The sequence below is a fragment of the Nonomuraea sp. WAC 01424 genome (assembly GCF_003947315.1).
In the GTDB taxonomy this organism is placed as follows: Bacteria; Actinomycetota; Actinomycetes; order Streptosporangiales; family Streptosporangiaceae; genus Nonomuraea; species Nonomuraea spiralis.
In genome coordinates, this window is the sequence record NZ_QHHZ01000027.1 from 35611 (window position 1) to 59287 (window position 23677).

Here is a 23677-nt window from a genome sequence, read left to right on the forward strand (position 1 = left end):
GTTCTCCTGAGGGGGGCGCCGGTCGATCAGTCGCAGGTGGTCTTGTAGATGAACTTCGCGACGTCGGGCTGGGTCATGTTGTCCTTGGTCAGCACGACGAACGGCGTGGAGATCTTGGGGGTGGTGGCCTCGCCCTTCAGCGCGGCGACGGCCTGGGTGACGGCGTCCACGCCCATCTGCAGCGGCTGCTGGACGATCAGCGACTCGACGACGCCGTTCCTGACGTCGTCCAGGATCGGGTCGGAGGTGTCGAAGCCGACGATGTGCACCGCCCCTGACTTGGACGCGTTCTGCACGCCGGTGGCGACCCCTTCGACCTCCTGCGTGCTGACCGCGAACACTCCGGCCAGGTCGGAGTTGGCGGCGAACACGGCGGCGAACTTGGACGTGGCCGTCGCCGGCTGGCTCTCGCTGTACTGCGGGCCCAGATAGGTGATCCCCGAGTGCTTGCCGATCTCGTCCTCGAAGCCCTTCTGCCGGGCGTCGGTCGTGGAGATGCCGGGCTTCGCGCCCATCACCATGACCTTGCCCTTCTCACCGACCTGCTTGGCGAGGGTCTGCGCGGCCAGCACACCGCCCGCGTAGTTGTCGGAGGCGATCTGCGAGACCGCGAGGGTCGCGTCGTCGGCGACCGAGTCGGCGAAGACCAGCTTGATGCCGGCCGCCTTGGCCTTGCTCAGCGCCGGGACCATGGCCTCCCCCGCCATCGGCGAGATGACGATCGCGTCGGGCTTCTGCGCGATGACGCCGTTGAGGATCGGGGTCTGGCTCTGCGGGCTGTAGTCCTTGCCGCCCTGCGCGTCGAACTGCACGCCGAGCTCTTTGGCGCGCTCCTGCGCGCCGCAGGTCAGCGAGGTGAAGAACGGGTTCCCCGCCATCCCCTGGACATATGTGATCTTGTACGGCTCGGCGCCGCCGGCCGCCGGTCCGCCGGTGTCCGAGCAGCCGGCGACCAGGGCGAGGACCGCGACCGACAGTGACAGGACGCTTGTGCGCATGCTGACATGACCTCTTCTCGAATGGGGGGTGTCTCTCGTCCGGGACGAGGGGGCTACGATTTTTCGCGCGACTTGCGCTTGAGCTGGTCGATGTAGACGGCGAGGACGAGCACCACGCCGATCGCGACCTCCTGCCAGAAGGTCTGCACCTTGAGGATGACGAAGCCGTTCTGCAGCACCGCGGGGATGAAGACGCCGATCACGGTTCCGGGGATGGTGGCCACGCCGCCGAACAGGCTGGTCCCTCCGAGCACCACGGCGGCCACGGCCTGGAGGTTGTCGGTGGAGTGGCCGGCGATGTTGGCGCTGGCGAACAATGCGAGGTCGAGGAAGCCGGCCACCCCGGCGAGCAGCCCGGCCAGGCCGTACACCTTGATCAGGTGCAGGTCGACGTTGATGCCCGACCGGCGCGCCGCCTCGGCGCCCGAGCCGACGAACAGCGTGTACCGGCCGAACCTGGTCTGGTTCAGCACCACCGCTCCGGCGACGGTCACCACGAGCGCGATCACGACCAGCCAGGGCACGACGCCGAAGAGCTTGCCGAGGCCGACCGTCTCGTACAGCGCCTTGGGCACGCCGGACAGGTCGTTGCCGCCGGTGACGAGCTGCGCGATGCCCAGGGCCGCGCCCATCGTGCCGAGCGTGGAGATCAGCGCGGGCACCTTCGCCTTGGCCACGAGCAGGCCGTTCAGCGTGCCCCAGACCACGCCGGACACCACGGCGACGGCGAATCCGGCCAGTACGACGCCGAATCCGGAGCCGCCCAGCGCGGTCATCGTCCGCAGCGACATCACCGCCGAGAAGACCAGCACCGAACCCACCGACAGATCGATGCCCGCGGTGGCGATCACGAACGTCATGCCGACCGACAACACCAGCAAGACGGAGGTGACCGTCAGCATCGTCTGGATGTTGTAGGCGGACAGGAACGCCTCGGGCGCCGCGACCGAGAAGACCGCGATCATCGCCGCCAGCGAGGCGGACAGGTAGGTGAGCGGGGACGCGGTGAGCCTGCGGCGCAGCCCCGCCGACGGCCTGAGGCCCTCCTCGATCGATACCGACGTCATGCCGTCTCCTCCAGAGTCACGCCGTGAGTGAGCAGGCCGGTCATGGCGGCGACGAGGTCCTCGGCCTTGGCCTCACCCGTGGTGAACCGGGCGACTCTGGCGCCGAGCCTGAGCACCTCGATCCGGTCGGACACCTCAAGGACCTGCGGCATGCTGTGGCTGATCAGGACCACCGCGATGCCGCGGTCGCGCACCTGGCGGATCAGGTCGAGCACGCGCCTGGTCTGCACGACGCCGAGCGCGGCCGTGGGCTCGTCCATGAAGATCACCCGTTTGGCCCAGGTGACCGCCCGGACGATCGCCACGCTCTGCCGCTGCCCTCCGGACAGGGTCGAGATCGGGCCGTCCACATCGGCCAGACGCACGCCGAGGGAGGCCAGCTCCTTGATCGTGCTGTCCCGCATGCTCGCCTTGTCGAGGAATCCGAGCCTGCCCAGCGGGCCGCGGCGGGTCACCTCACGGCCCATGAAGAGGTTGGCCGCCGGGCCGAGCGCGGGCGCCAGGGCGAGATCCTGGTAGACGGTCTCGATCCCGGCCGCCTGGGCGTCGGTCGGCGAGGAGAAGGCGACGGGCTCTCCGTCCAGGAGGATCCGGCCGCTGTCCGGCCGTACCGCGCCTGACAGCACCTTCACCAGCGTGCTCTTGCCGGCGCCGTTGTCGCCGATGAGCGAGACGATCTCGCCCGCGTAGGCGGTGAAGTCGGCTCCTCTCAGCGCGTCGACGTGGTCGAACCGCTTACGGATGCCGCGGGCCTCCAGCAGCGGCTCAGCCATCACGGCCTCCGAGGGACATGGCAGGCATGACGCATCGTCCTTTCGACGGGGGGTGTTTTCGGGCAGGCTTCCGCCACGGCGTGGCATGGGAAGGGAGGACGGAGGGAGGACGGTCAGTGAGCGGTGAGAATCGCGTCCTCGATGCCGGCGATGTGCGCGGCCGCCCTGATGCGGGCACGGTAGCTGTCACCGGCGGTCAGGGCCTCGTAGATCGCCTGATGTTCGGTGAGGGTCAGGTGCAGGTCGGACTCGCCGGTCATCCCGCACCAGGCGTGGGGCCGGAGGGTCTTGCCCGACATGGTCTCGACGATGGTGGCCAGGACGGGGTTGCCCGACGCGCGGGCGATGATCCCGTGGAAGGACTGGCCGTTCTCGCGCAGTCGCGCGCGGTCGGCCGGATGGGCGGCGACGAGTTCGGTGGCCTCGGCCTGGAGCGCGGCCAGCTCGCCGAGCGCGTTCCTGTCGATGTGCAGGGCCGCCATGGCGGTCACCTCCGGCTCCAGCAGCCGGCGCACCTCCAGGAAGTGCCGGATCGTACTGTCCTGGTGCAGGTCGACGACCATGCTCATGGTGCCGAGCAGCAGCTCAGGATCCAGACTCGTCACGTACGTGCCGTCGCCGCGGCGAGTGTGCAGCACGCGCATCATGGTGAGCGCGCGAACCGCCTCCCGCAGCGAGTTCCTCGACAGGCCGAGCCGGGCGGCCAGCTCCTTCTCAGCCGGCAGGCGGTCACCAGGCTGCAGCTCGCCGGTGATGATCATCTGACGGATCCTGTCCACGGCATCGTCCGTGAGCGTCACTGGGCTCCTCTCCTGCGCGCCTCCCATCTTGGCGGATCGTCGGGGACGTCGCCGCGAGTGATCGTCGAGTTGTTACCTACGTCGTGAGGACTTGGTCAAATCGACCCGATGTTTGCGGGTAGCAGCACGGTATGCTCAGCAGCGAGACGGTGTCAATAAGCCCATCTTTAACGTGTTCGTTACGAGGGCCGCGTGGTCTGCGGGAGCTTTTGTCCGCATTTGAGGTGATCCTCCAGCGCAGGCCGTACACAAACATCGGGTTAATCGACGCGGACGGCGGCTACCCGCAGGTCACCCGTCAACCTGCCCATGGCACCAGACCGGGCGGCGCCCAGGGAGTTCGCTCTGCTCGAATGCCTGCTCGCCATACCCGGTCTGGTCGTCTCCGCCGAGGAACTGCTCGAGCGCGCATGGGACGAGGCCGGCGCCCCCTTCACCAGCGCCGCCGAGCATCAGGCAGCCGAAGAGCCCGTGCTGCTCGAGGATTGTGCAGCCCTTGAGCCGGCCTCCGGGAGGCACGGCATGAACAGAATGACCTCCTGGTACAGTTCTGCGCGGGTGCCGTCCTGCACCTGACCTCCTGACCGCGCGCCCAGGCCGCGCGGCATGTGCGGAGGCTGAGGGGATCGATGTCCTCGGGGCGATGTCGCGATCGTGCCGGTCTGCTCTCAGACGGCGGGCCGTGTGACCGGAGCGTGGGTCCTCGCACGTGAGCCCGCCTCAGGAGCCGTCAGCATGACCGACCACAAACATCTCAAGCGACGTGTACGCGAGCGTATGGCCAGGACGGACGAGTCCTACGCCACCGCCCATCGCCACGTCACGGCGCACCGCCATGTCACCACCGACTCCGCGCACCCCGCCGCTCAGGACCTCGAGCACCACCATGAGGCCGCGCTGCTGCGTCGCGTCCTGGGGGATGACAGCTACTCCGAGGCCATGCTCCTCGGCCTCGGCGGCGGCATCGGGTTCATGTACTTCGTGTTCGAGTACACCGGACAGGCGCCGATGCTCACCATCGTCGCCCAGGCGCATCCCGAGCCGATCATCCCGCTCGCCCTGAAGCGGGCCGGCGTCCCGCATCAGATCCGCCGTACCGGCTCGGCGAAGGTCGCCGAACGCAATCTGCGCACCGCCCTCGACGCCGGCCGTCACCCCATCTGCACCCTCGCCCGCCACCTCCTCCCCTGGCGGCCGCCGCAGTCCTTTCCCGATCCCGTCGACGTCGCGGTGCTGGGCGTCGAGGATCAGGTCGTGCATGTGCACGACGACCGGCCCGGCGAGATGCCCCTGACCGACTTCATGGCGGCCTGGTCGGTACTGAAGAAGTCCAAGCACCAGCTCATAGAGGTGACCGGAACCGCCGCAGGGTCCCCGCGGGTGGCCGAAGCCGTCCAGGACACTGCGGCCAAGCTGACCGGGCCGGTGCTGAACAACTCCTTCGACGTCAACTTCGGCCTGTCGGGCATGCGCAAACTGGCCGCTCAGCTCGCGGACACCACCGGCCACGACGTGGCCGCGACCGTCTACCGGCAGGCGGGCGAGCAATGGTCACAGGTGGCCGCAGCCGCCACCGGCCGGGCGTCTTTCGTCGAGATCGCCGAACTGGTGGAACAGGCGATACGACTCGAAGAGCGGGGCGTCCGAGCGCTGGAACAGGGCAGGCGCATGTAGGTCGCCACACCGGATCGCCGGCTGACGCCATCAAGAAGCCGCAGGTCAGGCACCAACTCCAAACACTGAGCCCCGCAATGTCAGAGCAGGCGACGTAGTTCTCGGCACCCACCATGCCCGCCCCGGGGGCTTGACCTGCGGCACGTTCGTGAGCTCCGGCCCCCCGGGAGACGGGAACGGGCCCGGCAGGATGACCCGGTGTATTCCTTCGCCTGGGCTGGTACCAAAGCTCGGGTCGGTGTAGGCACCCTGGTAGCCGAGGGTGTGGGCGACGCCGCTGCGCGCGATGACCTCGCCGAAGGGGTTGCCGGCGACCGAGTCGATCAGATGAGGTGCCGGTCGCGGCGAAGGCCTCGACGAGGTCGCCGCGCCGGTCCCAGAACGCCGGCTGAGCACCCACGCCGTCCGACAGGCCGAGAGTGCGGCCAGGGGCGTCCCGGCCGAACATCGCGATCTTTGCACAGGTGGCGATGTCGGCGACGGCGAGCGTCGTAGTCGTACTTCACGCCATCGTCGCCGGTCGAGACCGAGAACGTCGAGCGCTCCGCCGAGCTCCCGCAACCCGCCCATTACGCGTCACCGGGACGCGATGGCCGCCATCTTCTGCCTCCTGCGACTGAAGCTCCGGGCTCGTCGAGGCAGTCCAGATAGAAGTATCCGTAGTCACCGCATTCGAATACGGAGACACGATCGCGCAAACAATTGAGCATGTCGAAGGCGATCATTTTGCAGGCGGCGGAGTTCTGCCGATAGGTCTCGCGGCAGTCGTCATGCAGTTGAACGGCGGTGCGACACGCGGTCAACCCCCAATTGTCGTATGTCGTTCCACCGCATTCCACGAAGGCCGCGTATGCCTGGTCGCATACTGGGGCGCTGTCCCTGTCCCGGCACTCCGTGAGCACCGGCCTGGCCGACGCCCCGGATACGTACAGATCTGACGGCCAGAAGTCCGGGGCGGGCGGGTCAGCTGCGTTTGCTGCGCCAGCGGGAGGTGCGGAAGCCGTCGGAGCGCTCCAGGAGGAAGGCCAGCCGGGCCGCCGTCTGGCGTACGCCGTCGTCGTGCCGGTGGCGTTTGTCGGGAGCGAGGCGGGAGCGCAGGTCGAGGATGTGGGCCAACTGCCCGGCGACCTCCGAGACCACCCGGTAGCGGATCCCGAAGGAGTGCAGGTCGCCGTGGACGTCGTCGACCAGGTCCTCGTCCACGTGCCGCAGCAGCGGCTTGAGCTTGACGAGCAGTTTGGCGTCCATCCCGGCCACGGGCGCCTTGCGGCGGCTGTCGTCGGCCGGCATGGCGACCAGGGCGCGGACCCGCGTGAACGCCAGTGCCCGCTCGGCGTCCGGAGTGGAGGGGTGTTCGGCGAGGTCCAGCAGGCGCCGCAGGGTCTCCTGCGTTTTGTCGTCGAACATGATGACAAGTCTATTCACTCCAGCTCAGGCGCCGCCCGTCCGCGCCGACCTCCTGAGGTTGATCCGTAGGTGTCAGGTGGTGGTGGCGTCACCGGTGTGGTTCGGCGGTGGGATCAGCCGGGCTGACGAGGTGGTGGTGGGTTCCGCGGCGGTGCGGGCCATCTCGGGGCGGACGCTGGTGGGGGTGGAGGAGCGATACACCCGATTCCGCCGCTACAGGCGGCCAGGCCGGGGAACCCGCCACGTTTGCCTGGCCCGCGCCGTCGCGGGCCAGGCGCGGCGTCAGGTGGAGAACGGGCGGACGTAGATCAGGTTCTCGGCTCCCCTGCCGTACGTCGTCAGCACCGGGGTCGCGTCGGCCCGGCTGCGGTCCAGCAGCGCCTGGTAGAACTGGCGGTAGTTGCCGGTGAAACCGCCGCGGTTCCAGGCGGTGATGATGTTGTAGGTGAACAGGCTGTACACGCTTCCGGCCGGGGTGGTCTGCGCGTCGTTGCAGGCCGACAGCGTGATCATGGTGGCCTGGATCTCGGCCTGCTCTTTGGGTCCGGCGGCGTCCCGGACGGAGTCGTAGAGGTCCTGGCTCTTGTCGTAGATCCCGGTCAGGGAGTCGAGCAGCTTGCCCTTGCCGGTCGTACCGTCGGCGTAGAGATCGGCCAGCACCTCCAGCCCCTCGCCGACGGCGAGGGGCGCGAGAGGGGCGAGGTCCGCGCCGTCGGCCGCGGGCGCCGGCGGCAGGTCCTCCTCCAGCTGGGAGCGCAGCTCCTCCTCGGTCAGCGGGACGGCGCTGTACGCCTCACCACCCGAAACCACGCTCCTGAAGCTCTCCTCGTAGGCCGTGGCGGCCTTCTCCATCTGGTCCAGGCGCTCGGCGCGCCGCTGCCGGCGATCCTGCTCCACGCCGAGGGACCCGATCTTCTTGGCCGCCGTGCCGCTGTGGCAGGAGTCGAAGACGCCGATGACCCGCACCCCCTGCTGCAGCTCCGCCACCAGCGCGTAGAACTGGTCGTCGACCAGCATTCTGTCGTGGAAGCAGAAGGTCTCGTCGAGCCCGTCGGCCTCGGCGTCCGAGCCGGTGTCGGGGATCTGCGAGCCGTGGCCGGAGAAGGTGAACAGGAGCGTGTCGCCGGCGAACAGGTTGACCGCGGCGTAGCGCATGAACGCGCTGAAGTTCGCGACGGTGGCGTTCTCGTTCTCGAAGATCGTGGCACGGTAGCCGAGGGCCCCGGCGAGCGCCGCCATCCCGCGCGCGTCGTTGACGCAGGAGGAGAGCGGGAACGACTCGCCGTAGTGGCCGGCGTCCAGTCTGTCCACGCCGATGTGCACGCTGATCCCGATCGGCTCGCGGTTCACGGCGGTCGAGTAGATGGCGTCCAGCTGCACGATGGTCTGCTTGCCGACGACGCCGTCGGCGAACAGCCCGTAGTCGCGCTGGAACGCCTCGACCGCCGTGGCGGTGCGCGCGCCGTAGAAGCCGTCGGCTTCCACGGGCAGCATGTAGGACGAGTTCAGGTCGGCCAGCGCGGTCTGTACGGCACGCACCGCGCTGCGCTGCGTCTCGCCCCGGCCCATGGGCTTGTCGTTGCTCGCCACGAGTTCCAGGCGGGCACGGGTGTCATCGGTGGGCGTCACGGTGAAACGATGCGACGTCAGCACGGGGACCACTCTTCTTTCTGATCGTGGGAAGGTCACCAGGTGTAGGCGGGGTTCGGGCGGGGTGAGGACGGCAGCTGCACGCAGCCGAACCCCACGACCAGGCACTCCGACGGCGCGGACGGCACGGGGGTGGCGGTGCCGAGCCGGGCCAGCTTCCTGATCCGGTCGATCTGCTCGATCCAGTCGGCACGTCTGAGTACGGGCGAACCCCACGAGACCGGCCGCGGCGGCCCGATCACGACCGGCGGCCGGTCCACCCGCGGCAGCGGACCGCCCACGACGCCCGGCCGGAGGCCGCCCACGACGCCCGGCCGTGGGAAGGCCGGGCCGTCGCCCGGCGGGCGCGCGACGATCGGCCGGGACGGCCCGCTCACCCCTTTGCCGCCGCCGGCCTGCGGGCGTACGACGTAGACCGACTGCACGTACCCCGGCATGCGCCCGGCGCCGCCGAAGCCGTCGGAGACGATCTCACCGGGCGCGAGCCGCCAGTCGTCCGCCTCGTAGAGGCTCGCGGAGAACCAGGGCCGGCCGAGCTCCAGCACGGTATGGCCGAACTCGCAGGTCCCCTCGGCCTGGCTGCTGAGGAAGGTGCCGCCCAGCCCCGTCAGCTCGCCGGGTACGGCGGCGCGCAGCTCGGCGAAGGAGACCGCGTTCCTCGCCCACGTCGCCTCCGTGACGGCGGCCAGCGGCGCGAAGTACGTCGGCGCGAAGCTCACCTCCCCCGCCCTGGGCAGGGCCTCCTCCGCCAGGTCGCCGCGCTCGCGTACGGCGTCGTCGACCGACGAGCGCCTGGCCAGCCGGGCCAGCAGCGCCAGCGCGCTCTCCACCTCGGACTTGAACCCGAGCACCAGCCAGTCGGCGTACGCCTGCTCGATCTCGTCGGCGGGCCGCCGGTCCAGCTCCAGCCGGTCCACCACGGCCTTCATCTCGCGGTAGGCCAGCAGCTTCTCCGAGATCGCCGGCCGTCCCGAGGCGTCGGGCGGATAGAGCAGCGCCCGGGCCCGAGCCAGCGCCGCGGCCTCCTCGGGAGTCAGCGGCTCCAGCGCGAACCGCATGCCGGCGAGCGTCTCCCGGTGGACGATCCAGAGAGCACGCGCCGGACCGTACGGCTCGGCGGGGCGACCTCGGCGCGGGACGAAGTTGGCCATCAGCGCGAAGTCGGCCTCCACCGCCGGATTCTGCCGCGTCACCAGCGCTTCCAGCAGTGAGGGCTGGATCGGCAGCGGCCGCGGCGGCACCGACAGGAAGCCTGGATAGGTTCGACGGGCGTCGATCCAGGCGGCGATCGCGACGTGCATGCCGTCGGGGAGCATCGGTGGTCAGAGCCACTTCTTGACGTTCGGCGAAGGGTCGGGGCCCATCGGGGTCAGCGCGCTCATGAAGGCCACGAGCTGCAGTCCGCGCATCGTGATCGAGGTGTCGGTCAGGTCGAAGGCGGACTCGCGGCTGACCCGCGACTGGTGGTAGCCGCCGCCGACCACGAAGGGCCCGATGGCGACCGCGCCGCCGGCGACGATGTCGTCGCGTTTGGTGTGCATGTAGCCGGCCAGGTCGCTGGAGTGGAAGGTGAGGTTGCGGACGAACAGCGCCTTGGTCGGATAGCCCACCAGGGCGCCGGTCGGCTGCTCCGCCTTGCCGTCCGAGAGCCGATCGGTACGGTACCTGTCCACGAACTCGGTCTTGAGCCGCCAGCCGCGCGAGGCGAAGAAGCCGGGGTTGAACCACGGCCGCACGATCTCGACCTGGGTGTACTCGAACTCCATGCCGAACGTGCTGGACTTGAACCTCAGGTCCGTCTCGGTCTGACCGGCGCTGCCGCCGCCCGAGAAGTTGACGATCCCGAGGGGGAAGCCCACGTGCGCGGCGCCGCCCCGCGAGCTGGCGGTGTACTGGCTCGACGAGTGCAGCTCAAGGTTCTTGAACGTGGTCCAGCCGTCGTTCCTGGCGAAGCTCCCCGGCACCACGGTGGCGGGGAAGAAGGGGTAGCCGAACGCGCCCTGGACGTTGTCCTCGATCGCGTCGACGTCGGAACGGAGTTTGGCCACCCACTGCACCATGCTCGTGCCGAGGATCTGGTCGAGGACGGCCTGGGCCCGTTCGACGTCGTTCTTGTAGCCCTGTGCCTCCCAGTCGGCCCTGGCCCGCTGGGCCCGCGAACGGTAGATCCCGCCGCTGCGCGACCACTCGATGAGGTCGGCGGCCGATCCCGACTGGGAACGGGCGAGCCTGCCGGCGTAGTCGATGACGGCGTTCTCGTAGCGTGTGCGGTAGTCGGCGTACGTCTTCAGGATGCGCGACTCCTGGATGACCGTACGCTTCTCGCCGGTCAGGAAGTCGGTCGTCTCCACGGTCTCCTGGAGCAGGGCGCGCATCTTCTGGATGAGCGCCAGCTTCTCCGGGCTGAGCTCGTCGTCGGCCACCTCGCAGAGCGAGAGCACGTCGCCGTAGACCTGGGAGAGGGTACGCCCCGCCTGCCCGTACACCACCTGGGCGTGCCGCTGTCTGCCCTGGTCACGGTCGAGTCGCCAGCTGTGTTGCGCCGGGCCGGGCTGGACGAGGGGGATGAAGTCGACGAGCCTGGACCAGTTCTCCCAGGTGCCCAGGAGGAACCCCTGGTACATGGCCTTCGCCTGTTTGACGACCTCCTCGCGGGCGATTCCGGGGTTGTCGCCCTGGATGGTCTCGGCCAGCTTCCTGAAGAAGTCGAGGGTCAGCGGCGACGGGCCCGAGAAGGGGCCCGCGACGGCGAAGTCGAATTCGCTCGGGTGGAAGACCATTCCCGGTTGGATGAAATTGATGACCATGTTGCCGGGCAGGGGGATTTCCGCGTCCCCTCCGGTGAGGCCGGAATAGAGCTCGTCTATCACCCGAGCCATCATGTTCTTGAGATCCATCGTATGCTCCCGCCCCTGGTGAAACGATGGTGGCCTCAACACAAGCACTCCAGTGGCAGCGTGCCAACGTCCGATTTGTGACACGCCGCCGGACGCTTTCCCCCTGGTTCGTCTACGACTCTCTTTTCTCATTCGTGCTCTGCTGCCGACCGACGACAATCCGTCCGGCAGGCGGCGCGGAACCCCCGAACCCGCCCCGGCGAGGGGCCGAAATGTGATATGATCATTTTGTCATGAGTAGTCATGACAATTCCCAGCCTCAGATGCTTCTCGCCGGAGACCCCGGCGGCCCCGTGGCCCGGTACACCGCGGCCATGAACGCCGGTGATCCTCACGCGCTCGACCAGGTCTACGAGGACGGCGCGGTCCTCGTACCGGTGCCCGGCCATCCCGTCACCGGCCCCGCGCGCCTCGCCGCCAACCAGCACCTGCAGAGCTTCGGGCTGCCGATCGAGGCCCGTACGAGGCACGCGTACGTGGCCGGCGACATCGCCCTGCTCATCGTCGACTGGTCCATGCGCGGCACGGCAGGCGACGGCAGCGAGATCGACATGAGCGGCACCGCGACCCACGTCGTCCGCCGCGGCCCCGACGGCCGGTGGCGCTACGTCATCGACAACCCCCACGGCACAGCCTGACGGATCACCCTCCGCCCCGGATTCCTCACATACACTCCTGCATGTCGCGCTGGGCCAGGCCCGGACCCGGACCCGGGCCGGGCGCTGTGCACCACCGCCGACATCCGATGCGGCCGAGCCGGCAAAGGAAATATTTATGATCACCCATATCAACGTCGCCGTCATGTACGTGGCCGACCAGCAGCGGTCGGTGGACTTCTATGTCGACAAACTCGGCTTCGCCAAGACCGTCGACGCCGAGATGTGGCCGGGAGCGCGCTGGGTCGAGGTCAGACCGCCGGACGGGCAGACCTCGATCACCCTGCACAGCGCCGAGGCGTTCGGCAAGAAGCCGGGTGAGGGCGCGTACCTCACCTTCGCCTGCGACGACATCGACGAGACGGTGCGTCAGTTGCGCGCGGTCGGCGTCACCGTGACCGACCCGGTGAAGGAGCCCTGGGGCACCTACATCAAGGCCACCGACCCGGACGGCCACGAGGTCATGATCTCCAAGAAGTGACAGGCCAGGGCTGATCCCTGCGGACCGCGGCCCCGGATTCGCTGAGGGCGCGTCCGGGGTCGTGGACACGTGGCCGGAAAATGGTTGGACGGGACGACGCGAGGGCTTGTAGCTTGCGAGCGACCGTGACATCGCCCGAGGAGGTGAGCCCCATGAACGACGTTTCGATGCGGGTGCTCCCCCTTCCCGTCACGGCCGGCGACTGACGTAGGTGTCGCCGGGAGCGCCGAGCCACAAGGCACTCCCGAAGGGGCAACACCGATGAACTCTCAAGTCACCGCCGGACCCGCGTCGAACGACGTGATCATCGTCGGGTGCGGGCCGACCGGCGCGATGCTGGCCGCCGAACTGCGGCTGCACGGCGTACGGGTGCTCGTGCTGGAGAAGGAGACCGAGCCCAAGTCGTACGTCCGCATCGTCGGTCTGCACGTTCGCAGTCTCGAACTGATGGCGATGCGCGGACTCCTGGACCGTGTTCTCCAGCACGGAAGACGGCGTCCGGCCGGCGGCTTCTTCGCCGCCATCCACAAACCCGCCCCCCAGGGCCTGGACTCCGCGCACGCCTATCTGCTGGGCATCCCGCAGCCGGTCATCGAACGCCTGCTCGAGGAGCACGCGATCGAACTGGGCGCGCAGGTCCGGCACGGCTGTACGGTGACCGGTCTCGCGCAGGACGACGAGGGCGTGACCGTCGAGCTGGCCGACGGGCAACGACTGCGTGCGCGCTACCTCGTCGGCTGTGACGGCGCCCGCAGCACGGTACGCAAACTGCTCGGCGTCGGCTTCCCCGGCGAGCCCTCCAGGGCCGACACGCTCATGGGCGAGATGGAGGTGGGCGTGCCGCAGGAGGAGATCACCGCCAGGGTGCGCGACCTCGGCCGGACCCATCACCGTTTCTGGCTCCGGCCCTTCGGCGAGGGAATCTACAGCGTGGTGGTCCCCGCGGCGGAGGTCGGCGATCGCGCGCAACCGCCCACCCTCGATGAGTTCCGGCGGCAGCTGCGCGCCGTCGCCGGGACCGACTTCGGCGTGCACTCCCCGCGCTGGTTGTCCCGCTTCGGCGACGCCACCCGGCTGGCCGAACGGTATCGGGCCGGGCGGGTGCTGCTGGCCGGCGACGCGGCGCACATCCATCCCCCCATCGGCGGACAGGGCCTCAACCTGGGCGTTCAGGACGCGTTCAACCTCGGCTGGAAGCTGGCCGCGCAGGTCCGCGGCTGGGCGCCGGAACCGCTGCTGGACACCTACCAGGCCGAACGCCATCCGGTCGCCGAGGACGTGCTGGACAACACCCGCGCCCAGATGGAACTGCTGTCCGCCGAACCGGGCCCGCAGGCCGTGCGCAGGCTGCTCACCGAACTCATGGACTTCGAGGAGGTGAACCGCCACCTGATCGAGAAGATCACCGCGATCGGCGTCCGCTACGACTTCGGCGCGGGCCCCGACCTGCTCGGCCGCCGCCTGCGCGACATCGACGTCAAGGCGGGCCGCCTGTACGGTCTGCTGCATCGTGGCCGCGGCCTGCTGCTGGACCGTACCGAACGCCTGAGCGTCGGCGGCTGGGCGGACCGGGTCGACCGGCTAGCCGATCCCACCGCGGCGGTGGACGTTCCGGGCCTCCTGCTGCGCCCGGACGGCCACGTCGCCTGGATCGGCGACGATCAGCGGGACCTGGACGACCATCTCGCCCGCTGGTTCGGCGAGCCCGCCGGCTGATTCCGCTCGCCCGTGGGACCGGCCGCCCTCACCCGTGTCGGGCGGCCGGTGACGCTGCGTCAGCTGCTCACCCACACTGCGGGTCTCGACGAGGACGACATGCTCGGCATGGGCGGCGCCCGCGCCGGTCGACCTTCCTGCGAACCGGCTCGGGGATGTCGCTCCCGGATCCCCGTCCCGGCCTCTCCGAGAATGGGGACGTGCGGACGAAGCCGGCGGGGCGGCCATGGGTGCACGGCGTCGAGGTGGCCACGCGGACGGCGGTCACGCTCGGGATCGTGCTCGTCGCCCTGGCCTGCGCCGGGCGGCTGGACCTCGCCTCGTACGGCATGTTCGGCGCGTTCTGCGCGGTGTACGGGTTCAACGAGCCCTACCGGGTCCGGGCGCGGACCGTGGGCGTCGCCGGGGCGGGCATCCTCGTCGCGATCGTCGCCGGGATCCTGCTCTCGGCCACCGCGGCGCCCCTGGCGGTGACCGGGGTGGTGACGCTCCTGGTCCTGGTGGGCGGGGTCGTCGTGAACACGATGGTGGGCCTCGTGCCGGCGCCGCCGTTCTTCGACGTCATCGCCCTGCTCATCTGCGCGGCGATCCCGACGCCGCCCGGGGAGGTTGGGCTGCGCGCCGGGGTCGCCGCGGCGGCGACCGTGCTCGCGTGGTTGCTGAGCCTGTCCGGATGGGTGGTCAGGCGTGCCTGGCCGGGGCACGCGGAGACGTCGAGCCGGGTCTTCCGCCCGTTCTTCAAGGACCTGAGCCGGGTGCCGGTCGTCGATCGGACCGTGTTGCGGGACCCGCTGGTGTGGCGGGCCGTCGCGGAGAACGTGGCCGGAGCCGCCCTCGCCTACGTGATCGGCGTGGCGCTGGGGGGCGCGCATCCGTACTGGGCGGTCCTCACGGTCGTCTGCGTGATCGCCCCGGCGCGGGCCCGGCCCTCGGCCGCGCACGCGATCGAACGGGTCATCGGGACGGCGGTCGGGCTGGGGGTCGTCTGGCTGCTGGAGCCGCTCCGGCTCCAGGCCGCGCCGATCATCGTGATCATGGTCGTCTGCCAGTTCTTCACGCAGCTCTTCGTCGTGAACACCTACGCGCTCGCGCTCGTCTTCATCACCGTCATGGTGTTCATGAGCATGTCCTTCATCATGCCGATCACCGGTCCGCTGTTGCTGGAACGGCTCGCCGAGACCGCGATCGGCTCCGGCGTCGGCCTGCTCCTCATGACCCCCGACTGGTTCCGCGCACGCCTGCGCCGCGCGTAGGGCGGGAGCGGCACGCACGGGCCGTGGGTCAGCGGCGGGGCGGGAGCATGGCCTGACGGCCCGGCGCGGCCGGGGACTGGATCGTCATCCCGCCGTCGACGACGAAGAGCTGGCCGGTGATGTACCGCGATTCGTCAGAGGCGAGGAAGACCATGGTGTGGCCGATGTCCTCCGGGCTGCCGAGATAGGGCAGGGCGTTCGTACGTTTGAGCCCCTCGACGACCTCCTGGGGCAGGTTGTCCAGCAGCGCGGGCGTGACCACCGCCCCCGGCGCCACGGCGTTGCAGCGGACGCGGTCCGGGCCGTACTGCACGGCGATCGACTTCGTGAGGTTGATGACGGCGGCCTTCACCGCGCCGTACGAGATCTGCAGGACGTCTCCCACCAGGCCCGCCACCGAGGCGGTGTTGATGACCGAGCCGCCTCCGCCCTGGATCATGTGGGGAAGGGCGTGCCGGGTGCCCAGCAGCGTGCTGCGTACGTTGAGGTCGACGGCACGATCGAACTCGGCCATGTCCAGCCGCATCAGGTCCAGGTCCAGGCGCGGATTCGTGCCGCCGACGTGGTTGCAGAGCACGTCCAGGCGGCCGAACTCGTGCACGGTGGCGCTCACCATGTCGGCCACCGAGCCCTCGTCCGTGACGTCGACCGTCATCGCCAGCGCGCGGCCGCCGGCGGACTCGATCAGCCGGCCCGTCTCCTCGGCGGCGTGCTGATCGCGGTCGGCCACGGCGACCAGCGCGCCCTGCGCGCTCATCAGCTGCGCGGCGGCGCGGCCGATGCCGCTGCCCGCGCCGGTGATCAGTGCGGCCCTGTCCTTCAGACGGTCCATGAACGGTTCCTCACTCGGCGGCGGCGGTGGCCGCGGGTGGCTGATGGCGGCGGGCCGGTTCGCGGCCGGGTGGCTGGTGGATCTCCTGTTCCGGCGCGGGCCGCTGCGGGTTGATCCGGGTGATCTCCGTCCGGTCCAGGTGGATCTGCTCGCCGTGGTGGGTCAAGGTGAGCGGCGGTCCGTGCAGCAGCCGGTACGACGTCGCCTCCCGGGTGGCGACGACGCTCAGCAGGCTGCCGCGGTAGCGCAGCCGGAAGGCCAGCCGGGTGATGTCGGCCGGAAGGGACGGGGCGAAGCAGAGCCGTCCGTGTCCCGCGCGCATCCCGCCGAAGCCCGCGACGAGGGCGATCCACGCGCCGGCCAGCGAGGCCATGTGCACGCCGTCCACGGTGTTCTTCTCCAGATCCTCCAGATCCATCAGGGCCGCCTCGCCGAGATAGCGATAGGCGAGCTCCAGGTGGCCCACCTCCGCGGCGATCACCGCCTGGGTGCAGGCCGACAGGGACGAGTCGCGTACGGTCAGCGCCTCGTAATAGGCGAAATTTCGGGACTTCTGGTCGGCCGTGAAGGCGTCCCCGCGCAGATGCATGGCGAGCACCAGGTCCGCCTGCTTGACCACCTGCTTGCGGTAGAGATCGAAGTACGGGAAGTGCAGCAGCAACGGGTACTGCCCGGGCCCGGTGGCGGCGAAGTCCCAGAGCGCGTGCTCGGTGAAGCCCTCGCACTGCTGGTGAACCCCCAGCCGCTCGTCGTACGGCACGGACATCGCCTCCGCCGCGTCGCACCAGCGGCGGCTCTCCTCCTCGGTGACCTGGAGCCGCTTCGCCTGGTCCGGATGGCGGGCCGCCGCCTCGGCCGCCGCGCGGAGGTTCTGCTGGGCCATCAGGTTCGTGTACGCGTTGTCGTCGACCACGGCGGTGTACTCGTCGGGGCCGGTCACACCGTCGATGCGGTAGCGTCCGGCGGCGTCGTGGTGGCCGAGCGCGCACCACAGCCGGGCCGTCTCGACCAGCAGCGGCAGGCCGGTCCGCCGTTCGAACGACATGTCCTGGCTGGCGTCGACGTACTGGATGACCGCGTGCGCGATGTCGGCGTTGATGTGGAAGGCCGCGGCTCCGGCGGGCCAGTAGCCGGAGCACTCCTCACCGTGGATGGTCCGCCAGGGGAAGGCGGCGCCGTGCAGGCCGAGTTGCCTGGCGCGGGCCCGTGCCAGGGGGATCGTGGTCCGCCGCCACGACAGCGCGTCCGCGACGGCCGTCGGATGGGTGTAGGTGAGCACCGGCAGTACGAAGATCTCGGTGTCCCAGAAGGCGTGCCCGTCGTAGCCGGAGCCGGTCAGGCCCTTGGCCGGGATGGCACGCTCTTCCAGGCGCGCGGCCGACTGCAGCAGGTGGAACAGCCCGAAGCGGACCGCCTGCTGCACCTCGGGGTCGCCCTCCACCTCGACGTCCGCGCCCTGCCAGAAGTCGTCGAGGAAACGCCGCTGGTCCGCGTACAGGCCGTCCCATCCGTCCAGGCGGGCGGACGCCAGCGCCCCGGCCACCTGGTCGTGCAGCGCGGCTCGCGAGCGCTGCGCCGACCACCCGTAGGAGAAGAACTTGACGAGCCGCAACGTCTGGCCGGGCGTCAGCCGGGTGGCCACGGTGACCCGGCTGACGTCGTCGGTGCCCTGCGCCTCGACGAGGGTGCCGTCCGGCCCGTCGATCTCGTGGCACATCCCGGCGGCCACGCGCAGGCCGCTGGCCCGGGTGCGATGAACCATGATCGCCGTTCCCTCGCTGCTGGGGACGTTCTCCTCCGCTACCAGCGGCGCGTGCAACGGGGCGCCGGCGCGCGGGTCGCCGCCCGCGTAGGTCTGGGTCTCGTTGGCGATGAGCTCCGACTGCACGGCGACGCGCAGCGGCCGGTCGACGGCCTCGACCTCGTACAGGATGGCGGCGACCGCGCGATGGGTGAAGGACACCAGCCGGGTGGACCTGATCCGGACCGGGGCCCCGGTCGGGGAGCTCCAGTGGGCCGTGCGCGTCAGGGTTCCGGCGCGCAGGTCGAGAACGCGTTCGTGCCGGTGCAGGGTCCCGTACCGCAGGTCGAAGGGCTCGTCGCCGACCAGCAACCGGATCACCTTGCCGTTGGTGACGTTCACCACCGTCTGCCCGGATTCGGGGTATCCGTAGCCCGCCTCCGCGTACGGCAGCGGCCGCCGCTCGTAGAACCCGTTGAGATAGGTGCCCGGCTCGCCGTTCGGCTCGCCCTCGTCCAGGTTGCCGCGCAGCCCGATGTGCCCGTTGGACAGCGTGAACACCGACTCGGTCTGCGCCAGCACCCGCAGGTCCAGATGCCGTTCCCGGACCGCCCACGGCTCGACCGTGAACGCGGGGTGCCGGATCATCCGGCCCTCCGCGACGGCCTGCCCCGGCCCAGCAGGTCGGCCAGGTCGTTGACCACGACGTCGGCGCCGTGGTCGCGCAACGCGTCCGCCTGTCCCGTCCGGTCGACGCCGACGACGAAGCCGAATCCGCCTGCCCGTCCGGCGGCCACTCCCGCCAGGGCGTCCTCGAACACCACCGCCTCGGCCGCTTCCAGGCCCAGTGCCTCGGCGCCCGCCAGGTACATGTCCGGAGCCGGCTTGCCCGCGAGGTGGCGCTCCCGGGCGACCACGCCGTCTATCCGGGCCTCGAACTGCGTGGCGAGCCCGGCGGCCGCGAGCACCTGCTCGGTGTTGGCGCTGGAGGACACGACCGCCCGGCGCAGTCCCGCGTCCCGGACCGCGGCCAGGTAGCGGACCGAACCCGGGAACACGTCCACGCCTTCCTTGTCGATGAGGGCCTGCACGAGGGCGTTCTTCCGGTTGCTCAGCCCGTACACGGTCATCGTGCCGGGCGGGTCGTCCGGCGTCCCCTCCGGCAGGCCGATGCCTCGCGACTGAAGGAAACTCCGCGCGCCGTCCAGCCGTTTCTTGCCGTCGACGTAGCGGTCGTAGTCGGCGACCGCGTCGAAGGGCACGAACTCGGTCCCGTGTTTCTCGGCCCAGGCTCGCAGGAAGTCGTCGAACATCGTCTTCCACGCCCTGGCGTGCACGGTGGCGGTGCGCGTCAGCACGCCGTCCATGTCGAACAGGCACCCCCGGATGCCCTCAGGCAGCCCCAGCATGGATCCTCCGTCCCCCGGCCCCCACCTGCGCCTACCCCTCCACCTCCACTTCTCACCGTCCCGGCGGTCCGTGCGTCCACCCGAGTTGCGGCCGCAGCGATCCACGTGGTGGTGGGCTCTTCCCTCCGCGTTGCTGGTCGGCGCGACGGACCGAGTTGTACGCCAAGGCGGTCGAGCAACTCGGCAACGAGCAGGCTCCGGTCCGGCTCGGCGGCCTGTACGCCCTGGAACGGCTGGCCCAGGACACCCCGGCGCTGCGGCAAACCATCGTGGACGTCATCTGCGCGTACCTCCGCATGCCGTACGCACTCCCCGCGAACGCATCCTGGCCGACCACCTGCGCCACCACGCCTCTGCCGTACGCGGCCGAGTTGAGCCACGTGCGACTGGCGCCTGCGGCTGACGGCGTGTTGCGGGTGTGGCCGCCGGCCTGGCGGGTGGAGGCGGCCGCGGACGGGTGGCAGGCCGTACGTTCTGCCCCTGTGCTGGAGGAGGGCCGGGCGGGTGGTGGTCCTGGTGCGGGGCCGGCTGACCTGGCAGGTCCTTAGGGGGCCCGCCACCGGAAATCGTGTCACCCCGCGCTGCCGGCAACGCCGACGGTGTGGTCGGCGTCGCCGGTTCGGCGGTCACGGCCCGAGGATGGACATCCTCAAGCCCATGCACCTAGTTGATGCAGCCCGGGACCGGTGTGGGTGAGCAGTTGGTCGGGACGTTGCCCCGTACGACCGAGGCCGTCAGGGTCACGGACCCCGGAGCGCCCTCGTTGTCGATCCCGCCCGGAGGGTTGTTCGCCGTATTGTTGTTGATCACGCTACGGCTGATCGTCACGGTGCCGGGCCCGAAGTTCGCCACGCCTCCCCCGACGTCGGCCGAGTTGTCGTTGATGACACTGCGGATCACGGTGAGGATCCCGTCGTTCGCGATCCCTCCGCCTCTTTCTCCGGCGCGGTTGTTGTTGATGACGCTGTTGGTGAAGGTCATCCGACCGTCATTGGCCGCGCCGCCGCCGTTCCTGGTCACCGAGTTGAACTGAATAGTGCTGTTCGACACGTTGACGATGGTTCCGCCGATGCCGCCGATGCCGCCGGAGAATGTGCCGGTGTTCTTGATGACAAGAATTCGGTCGAGGTTCGTGGTTCCGCTGTTGACCGCGACGGCTCCGCCGAATCCTCCCGGGGAGGTCGTCGCGTCACCCCCCATGAGCTTGACCCGGTCGAGGTTGAAGTTGTTGTTGACGGTGAACAGGCGGAACGGGGCCGCCGTCGGGTCCCGCCGGATCGTGCTGTTCTGGCCGTGGATGGTGAGCAGCGCGTTGATGGAGGGCAGCGGACCGGTCGAATTGTTCAGGACGTACGTGCAGCCGTGTGTCAGAAAGAGTGTGGCGCCCGGCGCGGCGGTGTTGATCGCGTTGACCAGCGCGGCCCCGGCGCATGGCACGTTGGCGACCATCGCGCCGGCCGCTGGTGTTCCGGCCGCGAACGCGGCAGCCGTGAGAACGGCGCCCCCGATAACCCGGTAGGCCCTGGTTGCCTGCATAGAACTATCTCCCCCGAAAGGACTCATGGTGGTTGAGTAGCGAATAGCTGGATTTGTCATCCCCGGGGCTAATAAGCACTACACGTACGACTTATAGGGCATAAAAACGAAAACGGGCATTTGGGGCACGGCCATTCTTCGAGCCCTTTCGGCAGCATGAGAATACTTAACCTCGTACTTACGAAATCCGGTCGAACAGGCCGGCCGGGAGTTGAGGCCGGGACCGGCCCGGGGGTCAGTCCGCCGTGTCCGGGCCGGCTCTCAGGATCGCCTGGCCGACGATCCGGTCCAGGTCCGCGGCGGTCACCATGCCGACCAGGACCCCGGCCTCGACCACCGCGATCAGCTGCCCTCCCGCGGGCTGAAGCAGTTCGGTGGCCTCGCCGCCGGCTTCCACGGCTCGTACGGGACGCCGGGTCGGGAGTGCGTCGATCCGGGTGACGCCGCGGCTCTGGCGGGGCACCGCCATCAGGGCGGCCAGCGTGACGCTGCCGATCGGGGCGCCGGTGAGGTCGACGACCGGGAAGACCGACTGGCGGGAGGTGAGCGCGGTCTTCCCGATGAACTCCCCCACCGTCATCCACGCGGGCGCCCGGTCCGGATCCGCGGTCATGACCTCGCGTACCAGCATGCCGCGCAGTCCCGCGGAGGCGATCGTGACGGTGAGCTCCTGACGGGCGGCGGCGACGATGAACCAGCCCACGAGCACCAGCCACAGGCCGCCCAGCCAGCCCGCGAACACGGTGCCGAACAGCCCTGCCGCGACCAGCGTCGTACCGACGAAATGTCCTGCCCGCGCCGACGCCCGGTCCGCGCGCGAGCGGTCCTTGAACCGCCACCACAGCAGCCCGTGCAGGACGCGCCCGCCGTCCAGCGGGGCGCCCGGCAGCAGGTTGAACGCGCCGATCAGCAGGTTCATGCTGGAGAGCCACGTCACCGCGGAGGCCGTCAGGCTCTTGCCGGGGATGATCATGAGTACGAGGAAGCCCAGCCCACCGAGGGCCACGCTGGCCAGCGGTCCCGCCGCCGCCACCACCAGTTCGACGCGCGGGTTCTTCGCCTTCTCCTCCACCTCGGTGTAACCACCGAGGCCCCACACGGTGATCGAACCGACCTTGAGGCCGCACCACCGGGCGACCAGCGCGTGGGCCATCTCGTGGATCAGCAGGGACAACATGAACACGAATCCGCCGACCACGGCCGCCGACCAGTACTGCCCCCGCGCGAGCCCGGGTACGGCCCGCGGCAGCACGGCATCGCCGAGCAGCACCACGATGAGCGCCGCGAGACCGAGCACCGACCAGTGCGCGCGCACCGGGACCCCGGCGACGGCGCCCAGCGAGAATGTCCCCCTCACTTCGTCATCGTCCAGCGGCGGCGGTACATACCGGTAGTGCACTTAGATCCTCATCGCCCAAATTTGACCCGCAGGCGATCACACCCGGTGCCGGTACCTCTGGGTGCGTGGCCCGTCACCCCGCCGCGCGGCCCACTGAGGCGGCGGGGGGACGGGCGGAGCGGTCAGGAGTGGTCGGTGATCTGCTGGAACTTGGTCAGCACGGCACGCGGGTCGCTGCCGGGGGCCAGCGCGGCACCCAGTTCGGCGGCCAGCGTGCCGCGCAACTCCGCCCAGACCGGCTCGGAGGTCGGGTCGAAGCGGGCCTTGGCCACCATGTCCACGATGGAGCTGACCTTCGGGTCCTGGCGCATGAGCGCCGAGGCGGACGTGGTCGTGGGCAGCAGGCCCTCGACCTTGAGGTACTTGGTGTAGTTGTCGGCCTGGTAGAAGTAGTCGAGGAACTCGCGGACCAGTTGCTGGTTGCCGTCCTTCTTGAAGGCCATCAGGTAGTCCTGGATGCCGTGCGTGGCCTGCTCGGCGCCGTTGTTGGTGGGGAACGGCGCCGTGCCGTACTCGATGCCGGCCTTGTCCACCTGGTCGAGGAAGGCGCGGGTGCCGAAGGAGGCGTACACCATGGCCGCCTTGCCCTGCGCGAACAGCGGCCAGGTGCCGTCGGCGCGGTTGGTCTGGCCCGGGTTCGGCTGGGTGTAGCCGTCGTTGGTCAGCGACTTGAGGAACTGCAGCGTCTCGACGGCCCGCTCGCCGTTGACGGTCCACTTCCCGTCGGTACGCCAGTCGCCGCCGTCGGCCCGCAGCCAGGTGCCGAACTCGTAGCCGCCGGCCTCGGCGCCGAGCGCCAGCGCGTACGGCACGTACCCGCCGGGCAGCGCCTTGATCGCTTTGACCGCCGCGCGGAGTTCGTCCCAGGTGGCCGGGGGCTTATCGAGGCCGGCCTCCTTGAGGATCTTCTTGTTGTAGTACATGCCGTTGACGGTGGCGACGAACGGCAGGCCGTACTGGGCGCCGTCGTAGGAGGCGTTCTCGGCGAAGGAGGGCAGGAAGTCCGCCAGCACCTCCTTGGAGACCACCTCCTCGGCCCGGTAGAGCAGACCGGCCTCGGCGTAGTCGGCGAAGACGTTGATGTTCAGCAGGTCGGGGAGCTGCTTGGTCTGGACCATGGTGTTGACCTGGCTCTGCAGGTTCCCCCAGTCGATCACCTGGAGGTCGACGTTCTTGCCCGGGTGCTTGGCCTCGAACGAGGCGATCAGCTCGTCCCAGTACGGTCGCGTGCCCTCGGTGTACTGGGCCACGACCAGCTTGATGGAGTTCTGCCCGCCGCCGCCCGAGCCGCCGCCCGACCCGCCGCCGCAGGCGGTCAGCGCGAGAACGAGACCGGTGAACGCGGCCAGGCCGCCGAGCCGTCGTCGTCTTGTGGGGGTCATCTCACA

At 69.7% G+C, this 23677-nt stretch carries 20 protein-coding genes and 1 pseudogene; 7 read left to right on the forward strand and 14 right to left on the reverse strand.

The genetic code is table 11. From position 1 onward, the window contains the following. Positions 1–26: 26 nt before the first annotated feature. The 4 genes from DMB42_RS48835 to DMB42_RS48850 form a co-directional block, all read right to left on the reverse strand. On the reverse strand, positions 27–998 hold the full coding sequence (locus tag DMB42_RS48835; RefSeq protein ID WP_125647839.1) for an ABC transporter substrate-binding protein: 972 nt from the start codon (positions 996–998) through the stop codon (positions 27–29). A 53-nt stretch (positions 999–1051) separates the two neighbouring features. Further along, on the reverse strand, positions 1052–2065 hold the full coding sequence (locus tag DMB42_RS48840) for an ABC transporter permease (protein ID WP_125647842.1): 1014 nt from the start codon (positions 2063–2065) through the stop codon (positions 1052–1054). Next, complete coding sequence (locus DMB42_RS48845) at positions 2062–2838, reverse strand: ATP-binding cassette domain-containing protein (RefSeq protein ID WP_125647845.1); 777 nt, start codon at positions 2836–2838, stop codon at positions 2062–2064. Before DMB42_RS48845 ends, DMB42_RS48840 begins: the two co-directional genes overlap by 4 nt. A 113-nt stretch (positions 2839–2951) precedes the next feature. Beyond that, a complete protein-coding gene (locus tag DMB42_RS48850; protein WP_260478386.1) occupies positions 2952–3617 on the reverse strand; it encodes a FadR/GntR family transcriptional regulator in 666 nt (221 codons plus the stop codon). A 348-nt stretch (positions 3618–3965) separates the two neighbouring features. Between DMB42_RS48850 and DMB42_RS56555 the strand changes: the two are divergent. Together DMB42_RS56555 and DMB42_RS48860 are read left to right on the forward strand one after the other, a co-directional pair. Beyond that, a pseudogene (locus tag DMB42_RS56555) lies at positions 3966–4214 on the forward strand (winged helix-turn-helix domain-containing protein); the annotation flags it as partial. A 159-nt stretch (positions 4215–4373) separates the two neighbouring features. Beyond that, complete coding sequence (locus tag DMB42_RS48860) at positions 4374–5312, forward strand: BtrH N-terminal domain-containing protein (protein WP_125647851.1); 939 nt, start codon at positions 4374–4376, stop codon at positions 5310–5312. A gap of 963 nt (positions 5313–6275) precedes the next feature. Here the strand turns inward: DMB42_RS48860 and DMB42_RS48865 are convergent. The 4 genes from DMB42_RS48865 to DMB42_RS48880 form a co-directional block, all read right to left on the reverse strand. Beyond that, on the reverse strand, positions 6276–6719 hold the full coding sequence (locus tag DMB42_RS48865) for a hypothetical protein (RefSeq protein ID WP_125647854.1): 444 nt from the start codon (positions 6717–6719) through the stop codon (positions 6276–6278). Between the two features lie 282 nt (positions 6720–7001). Further along, on the reverse strand, positions 7002–8348 hold the full coding sequence (locus DMB42_RS48870) for a caspase family protein (protein ID WP_125647857.1): 1347 nt from the start codon (positions 8346–8348) through the stop codon (positions 7002–7004). A gap of 56 nt (positions 8349–8404) precedes the next feature. Continuing rightward, positions 8405–9670 carry a hypothetical protein gene (locus DMB42_RS48875; protein ID WP_125647860.1) on the reverse strand — a complete coding sequence of 422 codons (1266 nt, stop codon included), beginning with the start codon at positions 9668–9670 and terminating at the stop codon, positions 8405–8407. 21 nt (positions 9671–9691) lie between these two features. Further along, complete coding sequence (locus DMB42_RS48880; RefSeq protein WP_125647863.1) at positions 9692–11266, reverse strand: hypothetical protein; 1575 nt, start codon at positions 11264–11266, stop codon at positions 9692–9694. Positions 11267–11529: 263 nt separating this feature from the next. On the opposite strand from DMB42_RS48880, the gene DMB42_RS48885 reads away from it, so the two are divergent. The 4 genes from DMB42_RS48885 (at position 11530) to DMB42_RS48905 (ending at position 15372) form a co-directional block, all read left to right on the forward strand. Then, complete coding sequence (locus DMB42_RS48885) at positions 11530–11904, forward strand: nuclear transport factor 2 family protein (RefSeq protein ID WP_221762705.1); 375 nt, start codon at positions 11530–11532, stop codon at positions 11902–11904. Between the two features lie 136 nt (positions 11905–12040). Further along, on the forward strand, positions 12041–12403 hold the full coding sequence (locus DMB42_RS48890) for a VOC family protein (protein WP_125647869.1): 363 nt from the start codon (positions 12041–12043) through the stop codon (positions 12401–12403). A 261-nt stretch (positions 12404–12664) separates the two neighbouring features. Beyond that, positions 12665–14119 carry a rifampin monooxygenase gene (rox, locus tag DMB42_RS48895; protein WP_125647872.1) on the forward strand — a complete coding sequence of 485 codons (1455 nt, stop codon included), beginning with the start codon at positions 12665–12667 and terminating at the stop codon, positions 14117–14119. 200 nt (positions 14120–14319) lie between these two features. Further along, a complete protein-coding gene (locus DMB42_RS48905; protein ID WP_185845269.1) occupies positions 14320–15372 on the forward strand; it encodes an FUSC family protein in 1053 nt (350 codons plus the stop codon). A 28-nt stretch (positions 15373–15400) separates the two neighbouring features. Here DMB42_RS48905 and DMB42_RS48910 read toward each other — a convergent pair whose 3' ends face one another. Genes DMB42_RS48910 through DMB42_RS48920 form a run of 3 tightly spaced genes read right to left on the reverse strand, consistent with a single transcriptional unit; the run spans position 15401 to position 19354 of the window. Continuing rightward, complete coding sequence (locus tag DMB42_RS48910) at positions 15401–16204, reverse strand: SDR family NAD(P)-dependent oxidoreductase (protein ID WP_125647879.1); 804 nt, start codon at positions 16202–16204, stop codon at positions 15401–15403. Between the two features lie 10 nt (positions 16205–16214). Next, the gene (locus DMB42_RS48915) at positions 16215–18593 is read right to left on the reverse strand and encodes a glycoside hydrolase family 65 protein (RefSeq protein WP_125647882.1); all 2379 of its coding nucleotides are present in this window, start codon (positions 18591–18593) and stop codon (positions 16215–16217) included. After that, a complete protein-coding gene (locus DMB42_RS48920) occupies positions 18590–19354 on the reverse strand; it encodes a beta-phosphoglucomutase family hydrolase (protein WP_125647885.1) in 765 nt (254 codons plus the stop codon). Before DMB42_RS48920 ends, DMB42_RS48915 begins: the two co-directional genes overlap by 4 nt. Positions 19355–19509: 155 nt before the next feature. Between DMB42_RS48920 and DMB42_RS54560 the strand changes: the two genes are divergently transcribed. Then, positions 19510–19902: a hypothetical protein gene (locus DMB42_RS54560; RefSeq protein ID WP_221762706.1), complete on the forward strand. Its 393-nt coding sequence runs from the start codon at positions 19510–19512 to the stop codon at positions 19900–19902. Between the two features lie 115 nt (positions 19903–20017). On the opposite strand, the gene DMB42_RS48930 is transcribed toward DMB42_RS54560, so the two are convergent. The 3 genes from DMB42_RS48930 to DMB42_RS48940 form a co-directional block, all read right to left on the reverse strand. After that, a complete protein-coding gene (locus DMB42_RS48930) occupies positions 20018–20890 on the reverse strand; it encodes a hypothetical protein (RefSeq protein ID WP_125647889.1) in 873 nt (290 codons plus the stop codon). Between the two features lie 235 nt (positions 20891–21125). Beyond that, entirely contained in the window at positions 21126–22247 is a 1122-nt protein-coding gene (locus DMB42_RS48935) for a site-2 protease family protein (RefSeq protein WP_125647892.1), read from the reverse strand. 164 nt (positions 22248–22411) lie between these two features. Next, positions 22412–23671, reverse strand: coding sequence for an extracellular solute-binding protein (locus DMB42_RS48940; protein WP_125647896.1), 1260 nt, complete (start codon positions 23669–23671; stop codon positions 22412–22414). Positions 23672–23677 lie beyond the last annotated feature (6 nt).

Bases quoted from the DNA above. Each gene is read 5' to 3' on its own strand.
- DMB42_RS48840 (WP_125647842.1), bottom strand. From the start codon at position 2,065: ATGACGTCGGTATCGATCGAGGAGGGCCTCAGGCCGTCGGCGGGGCTG.
- DMB42_RS48880 (WP_125647863.1), bottom strand. From the start codon at position 11,266: ATGGATCTCAAGAACATGATGGCTCGGGTGATAGACGAGCTCTATTCC.
- DMB42_RS48940 (WP_125647896.1), bottom strand. From the start codon at position 23,671: ATGACCCCCACAAGACGACGACGGCTCGGCGGCCTGGCCGCGTTCACC.
- DMB42_RS48845 (WP_125647845.1), bottom strand. From the start codon at position 2,838: ATGGCTGAGCCGCTGCTGGAGGCCCGCGGCATCCGTAAGCGGTTCGAC.
- DMB42_RS48885 (WP_221762705.1), top strand. From the start codon at position 11,530: ATGCTTCTCGCCGGAGACCCCGGCGGCCCCGTGGCCCGGTACACCGCG.
- DMB42_RS48835 (WP_125647839.1), bottom strand. From the start codon at position 998: ATGCGCACAAGCGTCCTGTCACTGTCGGTCGCGGTCCTCGCCCTGGTC.
- DMB42_RS48910 (WP_125647879.1), bottom strand. From the start codon at position 16,204: ATGGACCGTCTGAAGGACAGGGCCGCACTGATCACCGGCGCGGGCAGC.
- rox (WP_125647872.1), top strand. From the start codon at position 12,665: ATGAACTCTCAAGTCACCGCCGGACCCGCGTCGAACGACGTGATCATC.
- DMB42_RS48865 (WP_125647854.1), bottom strand. From the start codon at position 6,719: ATGTTCGACGACAAAACGCAGGAGACCCTGCGGCGCCTGCTGGACCTC.
- DMB42_RS48920 (WP_125647885.1), bottom strand. From the start codon at position 19,354: ATGCTGGGGCTGCCTGAGGGCATCCGGGGGTGCCTGTTCGACATGGAC.
- DMB42_RS48875 (WP_125647860.1), bottom strand. From the start codon at position 9,670: ATGCACGTCGCGATCGCCGCCTGGATCGACGCCCGTCGAACCTATCCA.
- DMB42_RS48890 (WP_125647869.1), top strand. From the start codon at position 12,041: ATGATCACCCATATCAACGTCGCCGTCATGTACGTGGCCGACCAGCAG.
- DMB42_RS48930 (WP_125647889.1), bottom strand. From the start codon at position 20,890: ATGCAGGCAACCAGGGCCTACCGGGTTATCGGGGGCGCCGTTCTCACG.
- DMB42_RS48860 (WP_125647851.1), top strand. From the start codon at position 4,374: ATGACCGACCACAAACATCTCAAGCGACGTGTACGCGAGCGTATGGCC.
- DMB42_RS48915 (WP_125647882.1), bottom strand. From the start codon at position 18,593: ATGATCCGGCACCCCGCGTTCACGGTCGAGCCGTGGGCGGTCCGGGAA.